General features: G+C 44.9%; 18 protein-coding genes. 14 read left to right on the top strand and 4 right to left on the bottom strand.

Annotated elements, in window-relative coordinates:
• The first annotated feature begins 73 nt into the window (after positions 1-73).
• The 6 genes from NI462_RS03630 (at position 74) to NI462_RS03605 (ending at position 4395) form a co-directional block, all read left to right on the top strand.
• On the top strand, positions 74-313 hold the full coding sequence (locus NI462_RS03630; RefSeq protein ID WP_005107468.1) for a DUF378 domain-containing protein: 240 nt from the start codon (positions 74-76) through the stop codon (positions 311-313).
• Between the two features lie 526 nt (positions 314-839).
• Complete coding sequence (locus NI462_RS03625) at positions 840-1034, top strand: hypothetical protein (RefSeq protein WP_253159151.1); 195 nt, start codon at positions 840-842, stop codon at positions 1032-1034.
• A gap of 27 nt (positions 1035-1061) precedes the next feature.
• The gene (locus tag NI462_RS03620) at positions 1062-1289 is read left to right on the top strand and encodes a GNAT family N-acetyltransferase (protein WP_253159149.1); all 228 of its coding nucleotides are present in this window, start codon (positions 1062-1064) and stop codon (positions 1287-1289) included.
• A 224-nt stretch (positions 1290-1513) separates the two neighbouring features.
• Complete coding sequence (gene ubiH / locus NI462_RS03615) at positions 1514-2722, top strand: 2-octaprenyl-6-methoxyphenyl hydroxylase (protein ID WP_253159147.1); 1209 nt, start codon at positions 1514-1516, stop codon at positions 2720-2722.
• Positions 2719-3966 (top strand): FAD-dependent monooxygenase, encoded by a 1248-nt coding sequence (locus tag NI462_RS03610; protein ID WP_005107464.1) that lies wholly within the window; start codon positions 2719-2721, stop codon positions 3964-3966. The genes ubiH and NI462_RS03610 overlap by 4 nt, the downstream gene beginning before the upstream one ends.
• 174 nt (positions 3967-4140) lie before the next feature.
• Positions 4141-4395: a hypothetical protein gene (locus NI462_RS03605; protein ID WP_004646359.1), complete on the top strand. Its 255-nt coding sequence runs from the start codon at positions 4141-4143 to the stop codon at positions 4393-4395.
• 90 nt (positions 4396-4485) lie between these two features.
• On the opposite strand, the gene rsmI is transcribed toward NI462_RS03605, so the two are convergent.
• Positions 4486-5328 carry a 16S rRNA (cytidine(1402)-2'-O)-methyltransferase gene (gene rsmI / locus NI462_RS03600; protein ID WP_253159145.1) on the bottom strand — a complete coding sequence of 281 codons (843 nt, stop codon included), beginning with the start codon at positions 5326-5328 and terminating at the stop codon, positions 4486-4488.
• A 10-nt stretch (positions 5329-5338) separates the two neighbouring features.
• Here rsmI and NI462_RS03595 point away from each other — a divergent pair, with 10 nt between their 5' ends.
• From NI462_RS03595 to NI462_RS03580, 4 genes are all read left to right on the top strand, one after another.
• Positions 5339-6298, top strand: coding sequence for a penicillin-binding protein activator (locus tag NI462_RS03595; RefSeq protein ID WP_253159143.1), 960 nt, complete (start codon positions 5339-5341; stop codon positions 6296-6298).
• An 11-nt stretch (positions 6299-6309) separates the two neighbouring features.
• Positions 6310-6726: a YraN family protein gene (locus NI462_RS03590; protein ID WP_253159323.1), complete on the top strand. Its 417-nt coding sequence runs from the start codon at positions 6310-6312 to the stop codon at positions 6724-6726.
• Between the two features lie 133 nt (positions 6727-6859).
• Entirely contained in the window at positions 6860-7546 is a 687-nt protein-coding gene (locus NI462_RS03585) for a BON domain-containing protein (RefSeq protein ID WP_004279522.1), read from the top strand.
• Positions 7536-8417, top strand: a complete 882-nt coding sequence (locus NI462_RS03580) for an alpha/beta hydrolase (RefSeq protein ID WP_253146175.1) — start codon at positions 7536-7538, stop codon at positions 8415-8417. The genes NI462_RS03585 and NI462_RS03580 overlap by 11 nt, the downstream gene beginning before the upstream one ends.
• A gap of 106 nt (positions 8418-8523) precedes the next feature.
• Here NI462_RS03580 and nudC read toward each other — a convergent pair whose 3' ends face one another.
• The 3 genes from nudC to dnaQ form a co-directional block, all read right to left on the bottom strand.
• Complete coding sequence (gene nudC / locus NI462_RS03575; RefSeq protein ID WP_071851824.1) at positions 8524-9300, bottom strand: NAD(+) diphosphatase; 777 nt, start codon at positions 9298-9300, stop codon at positions 8524-8526.
• Positions 9300-10943: a chemotaxis protein gene (locus NI462_RS03570; protein ID WP_253159141.1), complete on the bottom strand. Its 1644-nt coding sequence runs from the start codon at positions 10941-10943 to the stop codon at positions 9300-9302. Before NI462_RS03570 ends, nudC begins: the two co-directional genes overlap by 1 nt.
• A gap of 125 nt (positions 10944-11068) precedes the next feature.
• The gene (gene dnaQ, locus NI462_RS03565) at positions 11069-12454 is read right to left on the bottom strand and encodes a DNA polymerase III subunit epsilon (protein ID WP_243475342.1); all 1386 of its coding nucleotides are present in this window, start codon (positions 12452-12454) and stop codon (positions 11069-11071) included.
• Positions 12455-12661: 207 nt separating this feature from the next.
• Between dnaQ and NI462_RS03560 the strand changes: the two genes are divergently transcribed.
• Genes NI462_RS03560 through NI462_RS03545 form a run of 4 tightly spaced genes read left to right on the top strand, consistent with a single transcriptional unit; the run spans position 12662 to position 19888 of the window.
• Positions 12662-15955, top strand: coding sequence for a LysM peptidoglycan-binding domain-containing protein (locus tag NI462_RS03560; RefSeq protein WP_253159139.1), 3294 nt, complete (start codon positions 12662-12664; stop codon positions 15953-15955).
• Positions 15956-15965: 10 nt separating this feature from the next.
• Positions 15966-17807: an extracellular solute-binding protein gene (locus NI462_RS03555; protein ID WP_253159137.1), complete on the top strand. Its 1842-nt coding sequence runs from the start codon at positions 15966-15968 to the stop codon at positions 17805-17807.
• Positions 17808-17831: 24 nt separating this feature from the next.
• A complete protein-coding gene (yejB, locus tag NI462_RS03550; RefSeq protein WP_253159135.1) occupies positions 17832-18878 on the top strand; it encodes a microcin C ABC transporter permease YejB in 1047 nt (348 codons plus the stop codon).
• Positions 18878-19888: an ABC transporter permease gene (locus NI462_RS03545; protein WP_253159133.1), complete on the top strand. Its 1011-nt coding sequence runs from the start codon at positions 18878-18880 to the stop codon at positions 19886-19888. The genes yejB and NI462_RS03545 overlap by 1 nt, the downstream gene beginning before the upstream one ends.
• Positions 19889-19980 lie beyond the last annotated feature (92 nt).

Here is a 19980-nt window from a genome sequence, read left to right as displayed (position 1 = left end):
ATATTAAATGCGCTGAGATTCTCATACTTTCTCTGATCCTTAAATAAACTTAAATAAGAGCAGGAGAACACTTATGAGATTAAATACGATTGACTGGATTGCTTATGCTTTAACAATCATTGGTGGCATCAATTGGGGCTTAATTGGTGCATTCGATTTTAATTTGGTCGCTGCGATCTTTGGTGATATGAGCGCCTTATCTCGAATTATTTATGTATTGGTTGGTTTGTCGGCATTGTACTTAATTTATACAGGAACAAAGTTGGGTAAAACAGTACACCACACAGATCATCATACCAATATTGTGCGTTAAGCTAATTCTCCTGGGCGAGTTGCTTGCAAGATAGGATTCATGTCTTCGATTAGCTTGTCGAGAGGATAGAAATAGTGTGGAAGATGAAGAAACCTCGGTAGATTTCCGGGGTTTTTTATTGGGTGTTTATACGTTATTAATAGAACCATCCTCAGATCTACAACAATGCCTAGCTAAAGATTGATGATCACTATCATACAAATAAGATTAGATTGTACATGGTTGGATAAATTTTTTTAAAATATCTGTTAGCTCAAAGATCGAGTTATATTTATACAATTATCTTAAAATAAGAAAAGAATAGTGATTGTAAATGGGACTCCTACTACTGAAAGTGAATATCAGCTCATTTATAAATGGCTTGATTCACAATTTTATCATTCAGGATCTACGAGCATCAGTATGTATTCAAAATTGTGCGAAGCGAGTAGATCGAGTTATACCAATTTGACTGGGTTTGCGATCAAATCGTATAAGTGCCAAATGAAATAATAACATTCCGTTTTTTAATGCTGAGTTGATAAAAGTGAGTATAAATATTTTAGTTGCTGAATTAAAGAAAACTCGGTTGGAGTTAAGAGCATATAAAGTTGGAGATGAATTTTTATTATTCCAAGAGTATTGTGGCGACGTTGAAGCATCAAAATACTTACAACGGCAGGTGCATACAACAGTCGGTCAAACTCAGCAGATGTTGCAGAAATGGGCGTTAAGCTATTGACAGCAACCGAGTGAAGGATTTTCGTGGGTGATTGCTGAGCGAAAAAGTCATCTGGCAATCGGGTTACTAACGATTATTCAACAGCAAAATAACAGCCTTGAAATTCATTTCGGACTTGGTCCTCGATTTCAGGGGCAGGGCTATATGCTTGAGGCGATGAAAGCGGTGATTCAGTATTTTAGACAATATCTTACATTTAAATCACTAGATACTTTCTGTGATGCAGAACATATACAGGCCACCAAGTGCTTTTAAAGACAGGGTTTGAAATCGTTGAACGGATCAATGCCTATACTGTATTGCCGAAGTTGGGGACTGAAAAGCGCGATGTCTTGGTTTTTCAATATAGGCTGGATCATCATGGAGAAAACTAAATAAAACGAATCATTATAAAAATTTAAAGCCTTGATGTAAGATAAAACCAGTATACGTTTTATGTAATTCGCCATAGATGCGAATAAACAGATAAGGAAGTAAGCATGCAACAAGAAGTCATCATTGTCGGTGGTGGTATGGTCGGCTTAAGCCTCGCATTGATGTTGGCGAAAATCAATATTGCAGTCAAACTGTTGGAAGCCATTAAATACCCAGATTATGATGATGAAAATCTTGCGCCATATCATTCCAGTTTTGATGCACGTAACAGTGCCTTGTCACGCCGTAGCGTGCAGATCTATCAGGAGCTTGGACTTTGGAATGCCTTGCAAGAACATGCTACCCCAATTCTGGAAGTGAATATTACCGAACAGGGCAGTTTTGGTAAGGCTCGACTGAAAGCCGAACAGGAAAAAGTCGAAAGCTTTGGTCAGGTCATTGAAAATGCCTGGCTCGGTCGTGTACTGCTGACCCAAGTCAAAAAAGAGCCATTGATTGAACTGATTGATGGTGTTCAAGTGACATCCCTTATCCAAGATACAGACTTTGCTTATATCGAAGCTCAGCGTGGTGAATCGTCACTAAAATTACAGTCCAAACTGGTTATTGCCGCCGATGGGCGGGATTCTTTCTGCCGTAAAGCCTTGGGTATTGGTGCGTCAGAACATGATTATGATCAGGTTGCGATTGTGACCACAGTACAAACTTCAAAGCCACATGCTCATGTGGGCTTTGAGCGTTTCAGCCATTTAGGGCCTTTGGCACTTTTACCACTACCGGGTGAGTATCGTCGTTCAGTGGTCTGGCCAGTGAAAAAAGGTACTGAAGGAGAATGGTTGGGGGATGAAAATGACCAGCATTTTCTGGATGCCTTACAGGAAACGTATGGTGATCGTGCCGGAAAATTCCAGAAAACCGGAAAACGGTTCAGTTTTCCATTGTCTCAAGTGTTAGCCGAAAAACAGGCTGTTGGCCGTGTCGTATTGATGGGCAATGCTGCCCATACGATTCATCCGGTCGCTGGTCAGGGTTTTAACCTGTGTATGCGTGATGCGCATGTATTGGTGCGTTACCTGAAAGAACAGCAGGTACAAGGCGCAGACTTGGGCGATGCTGGAATATTACAAGACTATGAAAAATCTCGTCTCAGTGACCAGCAGCGTGTGATCAAGTTCTGTGATTCAGTGGTACGTGGCTTTAGTAACCAGAATCCATTTTTAAAGCTGATGCGTAATACAGGTTTAATCGCTTTTGATACGATTCCTGGCATCAAGCCACTCGTTGCAAATTATGCCATGGGGTTAAAAGCATGAGCTTAAATCAAACTAACGAAATATTAGACGTCGTCATTATTGGTGGTGGGCTGGTTGGTGGACTTACAGCGCTTCTGTTAGCTCAAGGTGGTGTGCAGCCTACAGTTCTGGATGCAGCGCCAATTCTGGATGCAGATAAAACTTTGCGTGTGGCCAATCCGCGTGTTTTGGCTTTAAGTCAGGCAACCATTCACCTGTTAAAAACGGTGGGTGTCTGGGAAAATTTAGTACGCCAGCAGCCTTATACTGGTATGCAGGTGTGGAATAAAAATGGCTATGGTGAAATTAATTTTGGCCAGTCTTCAGAAAAAACACCATCGGTAGAGCAGGCTTTAGGCTCGATGGTGGAGCCCAGCATTCTGAATCTGGCCATTCAGCAAAAGATGCTGGAAAATGTTCAAGATTATAGAACACAAGTCAAAGTCAGCCGTGTTGAACGTGGCGTCGGTGTGTGGATTATTCATCTGGAAGATGGTACTCAGCTCAAAACCAAACTGGTCATTGGTGCAGATGGTGCAAACTCCTTTGTACGTGAGCAAGCTTTCATCGATATTGATGTACTGGACTATAAACAGGCAGGCATCAGTTGTGCGATTAAAACGATTCAGCCTCATCAGTACATGGCGCGTCAGATTTTTCTCGAAACTGGTCCTCTGGCTTTTTTACCTATGGCCAGCCTTAATCCGGAAGAGCAGGGACATTGGCAATCAATTGTCTGGACCTTGCCAGAGGATTATGCCGAAGAATATGCAGCGTTGTCAGATGCTGAATTTACTCAACTCTTGACTCGTGAAAGCCAGCATATGTTGGGTGGAGTCTTAGAGGCGACACCACGTGCCACTTTCCCCTTAAAAGCCCGTGCTGCCCAACAGTATATTCAAGACGGTTTAGCCCTGATTGGAGATGCTGCACATGTAATTCATCCTTTAGCTGGACAAGGGGTGAATATTGGCTGTCTGGATGCTGCCGTGCTCTGTGATGTTTTGCTACATGATCAGGCGCGTGGCGTATGGGCACATGAGCAGACCCTGAAACGCTATGAGCATTGCCGTAAGGGCCAGAATGATGCCATGATGCACAGCATGTCTGCGATTGGTTGGATGGAAACCACATTATTCTTCCCGATGGTTTGGGCACGCAATTTCGGCCTGAAACAGGTAGAAAATCAGCCCATGTTGAAAGATGCATTTATGGCGCAAGCCAATGGTCTGGGTTTACTTAAAGACACACGCTACGCAGCTTAAGACAGAAATGTAAATTTTTTAAACAAACACCAATAAAGAGTAACGATTTTGTTTTAAAAAGATACGATTTTTTGATGTTTGGTACTAGGCGAAGGTCGAAGAGATTGCTAAATTTCACTTAATTCGATACCTGACTTGGAATACCAAGCGAGGGCCATTTTTGGGGAGATGCAAATGACAGACATGAATGATTATGATGACGACGTTGAAGATTCAATTGTTGACGATGATGAAGCAAAAGCCGCTGAAAAAGGCGCGGTCGATAGCACAGAGGTCGTCAGTGATACCGATCTTGTAGAAGCTGAAACTTTGACCGTCACTGCAAAGCTGAAAAAGCGTCAAGCACTTGAAGACGAGATTGCGGCTTTCCTTGCCAGTGGTGGTCGTATTGTTGAAGTGCCGGCAGATGAATCAGTAGCCAAAGAATAAGTTATTGATTAACTTGTTTCTTATAAAAAACACCACATTAAATGTGGTGTTTTTTTTGCAAATCCAAACGTAATAGAAAATCTAAAGCAATTAGTCGTTTGCCGAAGTCAGTTCTAAAGCACGTTGATAAGCGACTTTCTTTTTGATTCCGGTTAAATCTGTCGCCAGTTGTGAAGCAGCTTTGACCGAAAGGTCCTGTAATAGGCGATTCAATAATTTATCCAGCTTTTCCTGATCCAGATCTTTTTCTTCGGTGGCACCGCCAATCACCAGAACAATTTCGCCTTTTTGCTGATTGTGATCATTGCTAATGAATTCCACCAATTCACCCAAGGTCATTTTCTTGATAGTTTCAAAAGTCTTGGTGATTTCTCGCGCAAAACCGACCGGGCGATCTGCTCCGAAAACGCTTGCCATATCTTTAACGGACTCCAGAATCCGGTGCGGTGCTTCATAGAAAATTAAAGTCTGGGTTTCATCTTTCAGTTTTTCCAGATTTAGCAGGCGCTGACTTTGTCTGGATGGCAGAAAACCTTCAAAACTGAAACGGTCACTCGGTAAGCCGACTGCACTTAAAGCTGCAATCGCAGCACAAGCACCGGGTACAGGAATTACGCGAATATTATGCGCTTGTGCAGCACGGACAAATTTAAAACCAGGGTCGCTAATCAAGGGAGTACCAGCATCACTGATCAGGGCCATATCTTCGCCATTGAGCAGGCGCTGGATCAGCTGATCAATCTTGTTGCTTTCATTATGTTCATGGCAAGCGGTCAGAGGTGTTTGAATATTAAAGTGTTTAAGCAACTGTGCTGAAGTTCGTGTATCCTCAGCAGCAATAAGACTCACCGACTTCAACACCTGAATTGCACGATAACTAATATCATCTAAGTGCCCGATTGGAGTCGCAACAACAAATAACTGAGCACTCATAGGTTTCTCCATGTGGAATAAATTGAATAATAAAAAATGGAAGATTAAAAATAAAATATTGGGCTTGTGTTTAGTCAGCTACATCAGCAGCGTACAAGCAGAAGTGCTGATCATTCTACCCGAATCCGGGCCTTTGGCGCGAGCTGCATCGAGTATCAAACAGGGATTTCTCAGCGCCTATGCTACTTCCGGGCAGAAAGTCCCATTGAAATGGGTCAATTCCAATCAGAAAAATATCTCCCAGCTACTGAAGCAGCATGTCAATAAAAAAACCAAAATGGTGGTGGGTCCATTGGCGCGTAGCGATGTAGAACAACTACTTAAGAGCAAACCTAAAGTACGTACCCTCAGCCTGAATGATGTAGCAGGGTCATCACCCCAAGTCTGGCAATTCAGCCTGTCCAAAAAAGAAGATGCCGCTGCCTTAAAAACCTTATTGCACAAAGATGGAATTCAACAGCTGCTGATTTTACGCCAGCCGGGCAGTGAAGCCGAGCATGAACTGTTGCTGATGTCATTGTTCAGTCAGAGTGATCTGAAATTCAAGATCGTGAACAAGGCGCCCATTTTTTTAATGCCGAAGCAGGGGCTTTTATTCCTCGGTAATGCAGAAGGGTTGGCTGCCATACCTGAATTAAGCCATAAACGGATGTATACCGTAGCCAATGCGATCAGCGAGCAGCACAAGCTGCCACAAGGGATCAAGTTCTGTGATGTACCTGTGCTTTATCTGGCTGACTGGCCGGATGTTGTACAGGCCTATGCCAAAGAGCCGGTGGATATGTCCTATCAGCGGCTGATTGCCTTCGGTGGCGATGCCTGGCAGATCACCCAGCAGTACCTGTCACAACCGCGTTCACAGAATATTGAATTTCAGGGCAGAACCGGCCGGATACAGATCACTGAACACAGCATTCAGCGCAGTCCACAATGTTTCCAGTACAGTGGCACAGGCGTCAAGCTACTATGAGCGAAAGAGTAATGCTACGACAGCAACTAGGTGCATGGGCGGAGCAGCAAGCGGCCCAATTAATGCAAAACCATGGATTTCAGTTCTTGGCAGCCAATTATCACAGTCGCTATGGTGAGCTGGATCTGATTCTGGTGCGCGATCAGGAGCTGGTCTTTGTGGAAGTTAAAGCACGTGCACAAACCCGATATGCGCAAGCGATCGAGTCGGTTTCCGGAGCGAAACAGGGCAAGATGCTCAAGACGGCAATGTGTTTTATTCAGAAAAATCCACAATTTGCACACTATTACTATCGTTTTGACGTGATTTGTTTTGATTTTAAACAGCAATTTGCAAAAACCATACAGCATGACTTTTCGCAATACCCTTATGATCTGGAATGGATTGAAAATGCTTTTACTTTTGATCAAGAGTTTATTAACCTTTGAACAAAATAAGGTCTAAAGATGCTTATATTTGCTTCAAGATCATTGTAAAGTTCAAGCAGAATTGACATGATCTGAGCTTAAAAACAGATTATTAGATTGAAAAAGACGTAATAAAATGAAGGAGTCTTGCTGAGTGGTTAAGCGTATTGCAATAACAATGCTGTGTGTCGCAAGTTTATCAGGTTGTGCCAGTTTTATTTCCAGCGGCACAGGTACGGCTCCTGTCGGAACTGAAAGTGGGGCGCGTACCTTGGGGCAGGTATTTATTGATTCTTCAATTGTCCGTACTGCAAAAATTAATCTTTATAAACTGGATTCGCGCTTTAAGCAGGCCCGGGTCAATATTGAAAGTTTCCATGGCAATGTCTTGTTGACCGGTCAGGTGCCGGATGCCCATTTAAAGCAACTGGCTGAAGATAATGTCAAATCCATGAGTGATGTCAAAGCGGTACATAATTTTATTACTGTCGGCAATCAGATCAGCTATAGCACCATCATGCAGGATACTGCGGTGACTGCAAATACCCGTGGCTTGATCATGAAAGCGACTGTGGTAGCGGATAGTAAAGTGCATGTGCATACTGAAGATGGCGTACTGTATGTGATGGGTCGTTTAAATGGTGCCGAGATTGCTGACCTGAATCAGGTGTTACAACAGGTGGGTAATGTCACTAAAATTGTGACCCTAATTGATAATGTGGAGCAATATTCAAGTCTGGCTAATCAAAACTTTGCCGCACCGGCATATGCGCAGCCGGGTATTGAACAGACGCCAGTGGCGATTGATCCTGATACGGTTGAACCGACCTATGAACCATAAGGTCGGCCAGTTTAAAACCCAACTCTCACAGCGTATTTTGCAGTTTCAACAGCACTATCAAGATTTCCGGTTATACGATTTTGGTAGTTATGCTTTAAATCGTTTAACTCCGAAACAAGGTTACACAGTCGAAACCCAATTGGCCTATGGCTTGAAATCCCGGCAACGCTTTGACCTGTTTCGGAGTCAGCAGCCTTTGCCACATCGTCCCCTGATTGTGTTTGTGCATGGCGGTGCTTGGTTGCATGGCGATAAAAAGGATTATCAGTTTATTGGCGAGTCCTTTGCTAAAGAAGGTTATGATGTGGTGGTGATGAATTATCATCTGGCGCCACAACATATTTTTCCGACCTATATTCATGATCTGCATTTATTGCTCAATCATTTGCAGCAGTCAGCTGGACAGTTGCAGATCTGTGCTGAAAATCTGGTCTTGATGGGACACTCTGCCGGGGCATTCAATGTGATGTCTGCCTTGTATCATCCGCAATCTGCCAGCATTGATCACAATCAAATCCGGGCGATTATTGGTCTGGCGGGGCCTTATCATTTTGATTACAAAAATGATCCGATCTGTGCCGATGCATTTGATCAGGCGGTGCCTTATCAGCAGGTGATGCCTTATTATTTTGTTAAAAATAGCTCAATCCGGCATTATCTGTTTATTGCCGAAAAAGACAAGATTGTTGGGCATTTCAATAGCCAGGATTTGGACCGCGTACTGAAAGAGAAGGGCAATCATAGCCATCTGATTCAAATTCCGAAACTTGGTCATATTGCGATTGTGGGTTCACTCTCCAGTTTGTTTAGCCGGTTTTTCCAGACCAAGGCACAGGTGCTTTGGGCGCTCGAGGATGCATTTAAATCCTGATACTGATATGTTAGTTTAACCAAGCACTAGATAAAAAAGAATCCAGTGGATGATCTCCCCTGGATTCTTTTTTTGAGCCGTTGGGCTAAATCTTTCAAATACAGATTTACAGCCAGGTCTTGGTGTCGTCTGCGACGGGCGTACCTTGAGTCACATGCATGATCATGGCATGGGCAATACTGCCTTTAAACGGAATTTCAGGCAGCTGATCGAATTTAAAGAATTGCGCATCGCTAATTTCTTCTTCCTGCAGCTGTAGCTCACCGCCAGCATATTCTGCCTTGAAGGCAATCATCAGATTGCTTGGGAAAGGCCAGGGCTGGCTGGCCAGATACTGAATATTCTTGAGTTGTAAGCCAACTTCTTCTAGCGTTTCACGACGTACTGCATCTTCCAGCGTTTCACCCACTTCAACGAAACCGGCAATCAGTCCATACATCTGGCTTTTAGTATTACGTGCATTTTTGGCTAGCAGAATCTCGTCTTTGCCTCGGGTAATGACGGTAATAACGCAAGGCTGTACCCGTGGATATTGCCGGTAGTTGCAGGATGGGCAGACCATGGCATATTCAACAGCATGCGCTTCAGTCGCTGTACCGCAATGACTACAGAACTTATGGTTACGACGCCATTCTAAAAGTTGTACTGCGCGGCTGGCCTGTTCGAATTGCTGGGTATTCCAGAACTGTAACAGCTGACGGATGGGAACTAGTTGCAAGCCTGCAGGAATCGGCTCATCGGGAAGAAGATCACGGGCAATCACCTGATCACCCGTGTGGAGTAGCAAATCACTTGCTAAGGCTTCAACCCGTGGAAGTTGAAAGTGTTGATCGACCAGCAGTTGCTGTTGTTGAAAAATATAAGCAAGTGATAATTTGGACATTAGGCAACTATTTTGAGTTTCTCACTACTGTCCAATGCTACCTGAAACATCGCCTGTAATACAGGCTGTTTGTTCTTTAAGTTATCAATCATCATGTCGGCACTGGCCAGGGTGTCTAAAGCACGATGAATTTCTTCCGGACTTAATGCAATCGACAGATCAATACGGTTCTTGATGAATTCTGCAGTGGTGGTGAACGCAGTACGAACATGTTCTGCATTCAGGAACAGCATCGCGCCGCCAATCTCGCAAAACTGTACAGGAACAGGTTCGAGGGCAGTCAAGTCATGATCTTGCAGGTAATTGCTGAGAATCTGGCTAGAAAGCTCGATCAGGGCCTTGGTTTCTGTGAGTAAAGCAGCGTGTGCTTCATCCAGACGGTCCAGAGAAATATTCATGTTGTTGACGCGCAGCTGCAAGCGGCTCGAAGTGTGATGACGTTCCAGTACGCCAATCGAGTTCATGGCAGACAGAATCACATTCATCAACTGCTGGGCAAAGCTGGCATCCTGCATAATCTCGGGCTGGCTCAGTGAAGCAGCCTGACGGGTCAGGTCATGATAGGCTTCATTCAGGTTCAACACCTTGAAGATATTGGCCAAACTATTCAGTTGAGCCTGTAATTCCTGAGTCTTTTCAGGCGTCATATTCTGATAGTTGAACTCGATGTCATTACGAATCTGTGCCATTTCCGTGGTCACCAACTCGCTGATGGTATGCATGGTTTCAAAGTCAGGACCATACAGGTGGCGACTGAAGACCTGTAATTGCATATCGGTCAGTAGGTCATCGCCAACATTGAGCTGGCTACGGATAGATTGCGCAGTTTCATCTTCCTGACTGATACACAGGCTGAACACATTGGCCAGATCAGCCAGCGAAGCCTTGAAACTGTCTGCCGAGCTAAAATATTGTGCCATGTTGCGTTCAATGCTCACCAGTGTGCGTAGACGTGGTTCATTAATCAGCAGGTGCTCAATATTGTTCAACGCGACATAGACCAGATTCCAGTACTGCTTGCTGTCATGTTGTTCTGCAAGTCCTGCCAGATAAGCCCCCACCAGTTTGATGGCTTGCAAATCCAGTTCACTTTCTTCCTGATTGATCAGCTTGTTGAGTGACAGCTTATACAGGCGATGTACATATTGGGATTTTTCCAGACTTGGTGCCTGTGGCAGCGCAAAATCAGGGGTGACGCAATCCAATAAATCTTCTACATGCTGGCCTTCAGTCGTCAGTGGTTTACCCAAAGCCAGTTCCAGACGGTTTAGGGTGTCCAGCAAAAACTGTGGAATTTTTACTTCACGCAGACAGATAAATTCGATATAGCGTTTCAGCATGGTGGTGCCTTCACTCAAGGCGATCACTTCTTGAGTATTGACCTGCGCCGGATTCCCCATAATCTTGCGCATTAATTCTGCTGAATATTGAGCGACTTTTGCCAGACTGGACATGTCGATGAGTGCCAGAACCTGGGCGCATTGTTCGAACTGATTTAATGCATCATCAATACCAAAAGGTAAAGTCTGGTCTTCTACCAAGGTGCTTACTGCTGATTCGACTAACTTGATCGAGTTATCAACCTCATTTTTTATTATCAGTAAAGCTGTTGGATCAAAATGTATAGAGGTTTGGTAAGACATGATCTGCACCTTTCCTAGAGTATTATCTATATATGAGCCCCGCTTTAAACTACGGGGCCTCTTTGTATTTACTATAACTGAAGAACGATAGTTTTAAACCTAAAGTATCCCCGGAAATGTAGATTTTATTTCGCGAAAAGGCAAGCAGTTCCATGTTTTTCTTCGAATTGTTTGACCCAATTCTCATGTTCCTGTAATTCCTGTTCTGACGGGAGAATCACCGGTAATTCAATTTCAACTCTGGCCATCCCTGAACGGCTGTTCTGGTCTTCAGACTGGGACAGGGCATCGATATCAAAAGACACCTGTCCACCGGTCATCGCCAGATAAACATCGGATAGGATTTCCGCATCGAGCAAGGCACCGTGGAAAGTACGGTCACGTTGTGGAATCTCGTAACGGCGCACTAAGGCATCCAGCGAATTTTTCTGCCCGGGATGCTTGGACTTGGCCAGTGCCAAGGTATCGGTGACGTCACAAACCTCGGAGAGTGCTTTAAAACCTGCACGTTTGAATTCCATATCCAGGAAGTTCATATCGAAGGTTGCGTTATGCGCAATAATTTCCGCGCCGTGTAAATAGTCAAACAGCACTTGAGAAATTTCTTCAAACAGCGGTTTGTCTTGCAGGAATTCGTCGGTGATCCCGTGGACATTCACAGAATCGCCGACCGGTGTTTTCGGATTGATATAAATATGAATCGAGCTGCCGGTCAGTTTGCGGTTAATCATTTCCAGCGCGCCGACTTCAATAATCCGGTCACCATCCTGATAATAAAAACCGGTGGTTTCAGTATCCAGAATCAGTTGTCGTGGGCCATGCAGCTGTAACTTGGCCGGTGTAATGACAATTTGCGGATGTATCTCAGTCGAGGCAGATGCGTCTGAAGATGAAGCATCTTCATTGCTGTCCGTTGCTAAAACTTCAGTCTGTACAATTTCTTCAACAGTCACTTCGATGATTTCTTCCGGCAGGTCTTCCAGCTCTTCTTCACTCTCAGCCAGATCCAGACCGAAAGGATCATCTAGCAACCAGTCGGGTTCAGATTTTTTTTTATCTTCAGACATTGAAGGGCTTTGCTTGGATTTTTTCAGGGTTTCATCAGCACCCAGATTGGCCAACTGATCGGCCATTTCATTGCCCGGATGTCCAGCATGACCTTTGACCCAGTGCCATTCGATGTCACGTCCCTGACAGACTTCATCGAGTTTTTGCCAAAGATCCGGATTTTTGACATCTTTCCAGTTTTTCTTTTTCCAGCCGTGAATCCATTCGGTAATGCCTTGTTTGACGTATTTGGAATCGGTATAGATCACCAGTTTGTCTTGCTTGTCACAGAACAGAATCCCTTCAATCGCAGCCGTCAGTTCCATACGGTTATTGGTAGTATGGTCTTCACCGCCACAGATTTTGTGTTCTTGTTGGCCATTAACAATGTACGCACCCCAACCGCCTAAACCCGGGTTGCCGCGACAGGCGCCATCAACATAAAGTGTGATAGTGTGTGACATAGATGAAATCCGATCAAAATAGAACAAGCTGGAAGGCTTATTGTATAGCGCAAATGCAGTCGATCAATCTATATGTCCGGGATTTTTTAATTTCTTGTAACATTTAACGTGAAATCGCGGTAAATTATTGGCTTGAGTCTTCGACATGCTTCACTACAATGGCATATCTAAAAAATAAATTTATATACGAGTTGTTTGGATTTCTTTATGTATAAACCAACCGCAATTTTGTGGCAGCCGACATTACCTACATTTTTAAAATATTCTGTACTGGGAACTGCGCTTGCTTCTCTAGGACTGACGGGCTGTTCATCTACACAAAGTGCGACCCAAACAGCATCAAGCAAGCAGGTTGGATCACAATATCTGGATGCCAGCAGTCTGGATGGACTCGAAGATTTACTCTCTGCAACGGATATGCGTGCAGTCGAAGGCGACCGTTTACAGATTCTGAAACATGGTGATGTCTGGAAACGCATGACCGTAGGTTTCAAGATGGACTTAAGTGTCTGGAATCCGCGGATTGATGCGCAGCGTGGCTGGTTTATTTCACGTCAGCCTTATCTGGATCGCTTAAGTGCGCGTGCATCACGTTATTTATATTACACAGTAAAAGAAGCAGAACGCCGTGGCATGCCGACCGAGTTGGCACTGTTACCAATTATCGAAAGTTCTTATGACCCGGCTGCGACCAGTAGTGCGGCGGCGGCAGGTTTATGGCAGTTTATTCCAAGTACCGGCCGCATTTATGGTTTAAAGCAAACTTCTTTATACGATGGTCGTCGTGATGTAGTGGAATCGACCCGTGCAGCCTATGAGTTTTTGGGCAGTCTGTATAACCAGTTTGGTTCTTGGGAATTGGCGCTCGCTTCCTATAATGCAGGCCCAGGCCGTATCCAGCAGGCGATTAACCGTAACAAAGCTGCAGGTCTGCCTACCGATTATTGGTCATTGAAATTGCCACAAGAAACTATGAGCTATGTGCCACGTTTTCTGGCAGTTGCACAGATTATTAAAAATCCAGGCAGTTATGGGGTGAGTTTGCCACCGATTGCCAACCGTCCGCATTTCCGTGAAGTGCCAGTGGGCGTTGCCAGTTTAAATGAAATTGCAGCCATCACTGGTCTAAGCCGTGCAGAACTGTATCAATTAAACCCGGGTCATCGTGGTGATCATATTGATCCTGCAAGTCCGCGCCGTATTCTGATTCCAGCTGACCTAAGTCCTTCAGTCGATGAGAAGCTGAAAAAATTATCCGGCTCAGGCGGTTTATGGGCGAGTAACACGAGCAGCCTGCCGCGAAATACGACGACAGTGGTGCCCACCAGAGCTGCACCGCCAGAATTAAATACCAAAACGATTACACCTTCTAAACAGACTCCGCCAGCGGTTGTTAGTAATCAGCCTGCAACGACTGTTGCCAAAACGACGACTCCGGCTAAAGCTGCAAGTACGCCACCTGTCGTCACAGCAGCGGTAAGTACCGCGACAACGGCAAATACTGTAACGCAGACTACGAAAAAGATTTCGACGCCTAAAGGCTCATCTGCCTTGGCCAGTTTTGCGGCACAAAGTGATTTGCCGATTCCAAGTGCGCCGCGTATTCCGGTAGCTGTAACACCTGCAGCGCCAGCGAAACAGATTCAGGTCGAACCACCGATTTCGGCAGCTGAGCGTCAGCAAGTTGAGCAGGCGGTCATCGCACAGGATATTCAGAAAACTGTAGATGAAATTCTGCAGCCTGTCGCAACACCGGCAGAACAGGCCCAAGTGGTTGAAGAGCTGAAAGCATTGGCGCCGGCTGGCACAGAAATTGTTGATCCTTATGATGGCAAAATCAAGCTGACTGCCATTCAAACCAGCCTGTCTGTGGCTGAGCAGCAAGGTAAAGAACTGACAAAAGGCTTCTCTTATCCAAAAGAAGTTGCTGACAATACCACTGCGAATTCGGTTGAAGCCCAGCTGAATCAGGGCAAAAATTACGTCAAGACTGATTCTGAAGTGGTGGTGGTTGCTCCAAAAGGCAAACGCAGTACCTATAAGGTGTTACCAGGTGATAATCTGGCAATGATTGCGGCTAAAAATGGCGTGAACTGGCGTGATGTGGCGAAATGGAACCAGATTGATCCAAATTCTCCGCTGTATGTGGGTACCACCATTTATCTGTATGATGCCAAACCGGTACAGGAAGCCAGCAAAGCCAAAGAAAAGCCGGAAACTTATGTGGTTCAGGCCAATGACTCTCTGACTAGCGTAGCGAATCAGTTTGGTTTTAGCGTGAAACAACTGGCTGATTTTAATGGACTGAGTACCAATAGCGGTCTGTTTGTTGGGCAAAAGCTGTCACTGAAAGAAACGGTTGCCTCTAAATCTAAAGCTGAAGAGATTAAAAAAGCTGAAACTGCCAAGGTTCAGACCAAATCTTATACGGTGAAACGCGGTGAATATCTGAAACTGATTGCCGATCGTTACGGGCTTTCAAATACCGAACTGGCATCATTAACGTCGGGTCTGACTGCCGGTAGCAGTCTGATGGTGGGACAGAAAATCAATGTACCACTTCAGGAAGTTGAAGGGCTAACAACATCTAACCAGAAAACTGAACAGAAGTTTGAAAATGTTAAAGTCGATCAGACTGCAACTGAAAACTATCAGGTCAAACGCGGTGAAACACTGTATAGCATTGCCAGTCAAAGCAAGCTGAGTGTCTCTGAACTGGCTGCACTGAATGGGTTGTCTGCCAATAGTGGTTTACGTATAGGTCAGACCATCAAGATTCCAGCCGGCAGTCAAATCCCTGAAACCTATACGGTTCAATCGGGTGATACGCTGACCGGTATTGCCGCAAGATATAATTTGTCAATGGACCAGGTGGCGAGCCTGAATGGCATGTCACGTAATGCAGGTTTGCGAGTGGGGCAGCGTCTGAAACTGAGTGGTGACGTGACAGAACCGGTAAGTGAAGTGGTCGCGGAAACTGCGGTCAAGAATACAAAATCGGATTCGCATGTGGTGAAGTCAGGTGAAACCTTAAGTTCTATTGCACGTCAGTATCATTTACAACTGAAATATCTGGCAGATTTAAATGGCCTGAATACCAATAGTACGGTGCGTATTGGTCAGCGTTTAAAAATTGAGGGTGACTTTCCGGTAGATAAAAAAGTTGAAGATGTGAAAGTGGCAACTAAGCCTGTAGCTTCTAAGGCAACTGAATCCTATACCGTTAAATCAGGCGAATCCCTGAATGCAATCGCCAGCCGTTTAGGCATAAGCGTGACCGACTTGGCTCAATTAAATAATCTAAGTCCACGCGCAGGATTAAGGGTCAGTCAAACCATTCAGATTCCAAAACTGGTGACTGATTATAAAGTCAAACGCGGTGATACCTTAATCGGTCTGGCTTCACGCTATGGTATGAACAGCAATGAACTGGCGGAAATGAATGATCTCAAACCGAATACGCAATTGCGTATTGGCGATGTGATTAAAGTACCGAATTAATGAATGGATCATGAGATTCGCTCATTTATTTAAAACTTTCAGGTTTATCTGGCTAGCCCCGCTGCTCGTGAGTAGCAGTTGGGCAGCCCTGATCACCACCCCATATATCGCGCTATATAACCAGCCGAAATATGCCCAGGCCAAATCCCTGCCTTATGCCAATCCGCAAGCAACGAAAGGCGGTACGCTGATTCTAGCAGCTGATGGCAGTTTCGATAATTTAAACAGCATGAATGGCAAGGGCAATGTCACTGAAGGGGGCAACTATATTTTTGACAGTTTGCTGTCCAAGTCACTGGATGAGCCCGGTGTGTACTATCCCTTGCTGGCGGAAAAAGTCAGTTTTGACCCCAAGAAAACCGCCTTTATTATTTTTCATTTAAATCCGAAAGCACGGTTTAGTAATGGCCAGCCGGTAACTGCACAAGATGTCAAATACAGTTTTGAACTGTTTCAGACCCAGTCCAATTTTGGCCTGCAGATGTATTTGGCTGATTTAAACCGGCTGGAAGTCCTGTCACCTTTACAGGTCAAAATGCATTTTAAATCCGGACATAATCCGGAAATGGCGATGATTGTCGCGCAGATGCCCATTTATTCTAAACAGGAATGGCAAAAGCGTAATTTTAAAGAATTGACGCTGAAACCGATGCTGGGTTCAGGGCCTTATGTCATTGAACACATAGATGCTGGACGTAGTATTAGCTACAAACGTAATCCCGGATACTGGGGAAAAGACTTGATGGTCAACCGCGGGCGTTATAATTTTGACCGGATCAAGTATCGTTATTATCGTAGTCCTGAAATCAAGTTTGAAGCTTTCAAGTCGGGCCAATTTACCTTGCATGAGGAAAAACAGGTCAACCGCTGGGTGAAAGACTACCAGTTTCCCGCCGTTCGGCAAGGACAGGTGCAGCGTTACCGCTTTCAGCATCACAACTCGATTCCGACCCAGAGTCTGATATTCAATACCCGCCGTCAGCCTTTTGCCGATATCCGTTTCCGCCAAGCCTTGAGTTTTGCCTATGACTTTGAATGGCTGAATAAAGCCATGTTCTATGGTGAATATCAGCGTCTGAACAGCTTTTTTTCCAATAGCGAGCTGGCATCTCATGGACGGCCAAGTGTTCAAGAACTGCACATTTTGAAACCCCATTTAAAGCAGCTTGATCCGGTTCAACGTCAGGCGGTACTTGAGGACTGGAAATATCCTCAGTCAGATGCCTCCGGTTTTAACCGGAACAATCTGTTAAAAGCCCGTCAATTGCTATTAAAGGCAGGCTATCGTTATCAACAGGGGAAGTTGGTCAATGCTGCCGGTCAACCGGTACAGATTGAGTTCCTGTTGCATCAGGCGGAGCAACAGCGTGATCTGATGCCATATCTACGTCATTTAAAACGCTTGGGCATTCAGGCCAGCATTCGTATGGTAGAAACCGCGCAATATTATGAACGGCTGCGGAATTATCAGTTTGATATGATTGTTGATACCATGCCGCAATCCCTGACACCGGGGCAGGAGCAGAAACAGTTCTGGGGCAGTCAGGCCGCAGCGCAGTCAGGTAATTATAATTATGCCGGCATTCGAAATCCGGCCATTGATGGAGTCATTCAGCAGGTGACTCAGGCTCAAAACCGTGAACAGCTGGTGAATAGTACCCGAGCATTGGACCGTTTACTGCGTGCAGGCTATTATCATATTCTGACTTATGGTACGGGTGAATACTGGTATGCTTACTGGAATATGTATCAGCAGCCGCAACGAAAACCTAAACTCTCCGCCGGGATTGATTACTGGTGGGTCGATGCAGAAAAGGCCAGACATGTGGCTGATTATTTCAAACAGCATTAAGCTCCAAGCCTATCAGGGAGTGCCATGAGCACTTATATTCTCAAACGTCTGTTGCTGATGATTCCAACCTTGCTGATCATTTTGCTGATCAATTTCATGGTGATCCAGCTGGCACCCGGTGGTCCGGTGGAGCAGGCGATTTATCAGGCGCAACAGGTCAATGGTTTGGCGCATACCGGATTGCAGTATCAGGGAAAGCAAGGCCTCACACCGGAGATGCTTGAGCAGATTAATATCCAGTACGGCTTTGACCAGCCGCTGCATATTCGATTTTGGGAAATGGTAACGCGTTATGCGCAGTTTGATCTGGGGCAGAGTTTTTTCAAAGACAAGCCTGTGACTGAACTCATCTGGGAAAAATTGCCAGTATCGCTTTCTTTAGGCTTGTGGAGTACCTTGTTGATTTATCTGGTCTCCATTCCTTTAGGGATCAGGAAAGCCCGCAAACATGGCAGTCTGTTTGATCAGACCACCTCTCTAATGTTGGCCGTGGGCTATGCCATTCCAGCCTTTATTTTTGCCATTTTACTTATCGTTTTTTTTGCTGGCGGGTCTTATCTGCACTGGTTTCCCTTGCAGGGCATTCGCTCTGAAAATTTTGCTGAACTCTCATTCTTTGCGAAAATTCATGATTATTTCTGGCATATGGCCTTGCCGCTGTTGGCCATGGTGCTCGGCGGATTTGCCAGTTTGACCTATCTGGTCAAATTTTCTTTTATGGAAGAGCTGAGCAAACAATATGTCCTGGCTGCGCGGGCCAAAGGTTTAACTGAACATGCAGTGCTGTATCGGCATGTATTCCGGAATGCCATTTTAGTGCTTATCGCAGGTTTGCCCGAAGTTCTGATCGGGGTGTTTTTCGTGGGCAACCTGTTCATCGAGATTATCTTTAATCTGGATGGGTTAGGCGTCTTAGGTTTTGAGGCGATTATCCAGCGTGACTATCCGGTGATTTTTGGTACTTTGTTTATCTTTACCTTGCTCGGTCTGATACTGCGTTTACTCAGCGATTTGCTCTATCAACTGATTGATCCAAGGATTCATTTCAGTTCACGTCGAGGATCACAATAATGTCTTCCTTGATGCAAGCACGCTGGCAACGTTTTAAGCAGCATAAGCTAGGCTTTAGCTGCTTCATTATTTTCAGTGCTATTTTCATCATTTCCTTGGGTGCAGAACTAATTGCTAACGATAAGCCCTTGCTGGTGAAATATGATCATGCTTTTTATCTGCCCATCCTGAAATCCTATCCGGAAACCACGTTTGGTGGAGTATTTGAGACAGAAGCAGAATATAAAGATCCCGTTGTACAGCAACTGATTGCAGAAAAAGGCTGGGCGATCTGGCCCATCATTCCATTTTCTTATCAAACGCCAAATTTTGAACTGGCTGAACCGGTGCCTTCGCCCCCGAGTGCGCAAAACTGGCTGGGAACAGATGATCAAGGCCGTGACGTTCTGGCACGGATTCTATATGGCTTAAGGATTTCATTACTGTTTGGTTTTGCACTGACTTTATTGTCTGCGGCGCTGGGAATTTTAGCAGGGGCAATTCAGGGTTATTATGGTGGATGGATTGACCTGATCGGGCAACGCATACTCGAAGTCTGGAGCGGTTTACCGATGCTGTTTATGGTGATGGTACTGGTCAGTCTGTTTACTCCGAGTATTTACTGGCTATTTCTGATCATGCTGTTATTTGGCTGGACCACACTGGTGAGTATGGTGCGCGCTGAGTTCTTGCGCGCCAGAAATCTGGAATATGTCTGGGCAGCAAGAAGTATCGGGGCCGGGGATGGACGGATCATGTTCAAACATATTCTTCCCAATGTGATAGGTTCTAGCCTGTCACAGTTACCTTTTATACTAACCGCCAATATTACTGCACTGACAGCGCTGGATTTTTTAGGATATGGTTTGCCACCCGATTCAGCATCCCTCGGGGAACTCTTGCTTCAGGCCAAAAACAACTTAAATGCGCCGTGGCTAGCATTGTCGGGATTCTTTAGTTTGGCCATTGTACTGAGTTTGCTGATCTATATGGGAGAAGCAGTACGGGATGCTTTTGATCCAAGAAACTAAATCACAAAAATCTTTAACCATGAAAAAATAAGCAGATAAAATTGTGTAAATTTGACAAGACTGATTGTCAATTGTTCTGGCTTACGTTATAA

The organism is Acinetobacter lwoffii (assembly GCF_024129715.1).
Taxonomy (GTDB): domain Bacteria; phylum Pseudomonadota; class Gammaproteobacteria; order Pseudomonadales; family Moraxellaceae; genus Acinetobacter; species Acinetobacter lwoffii_U.
This window is presented reverse-complemented; position numbering and strand designations above follow the sequence as displayed.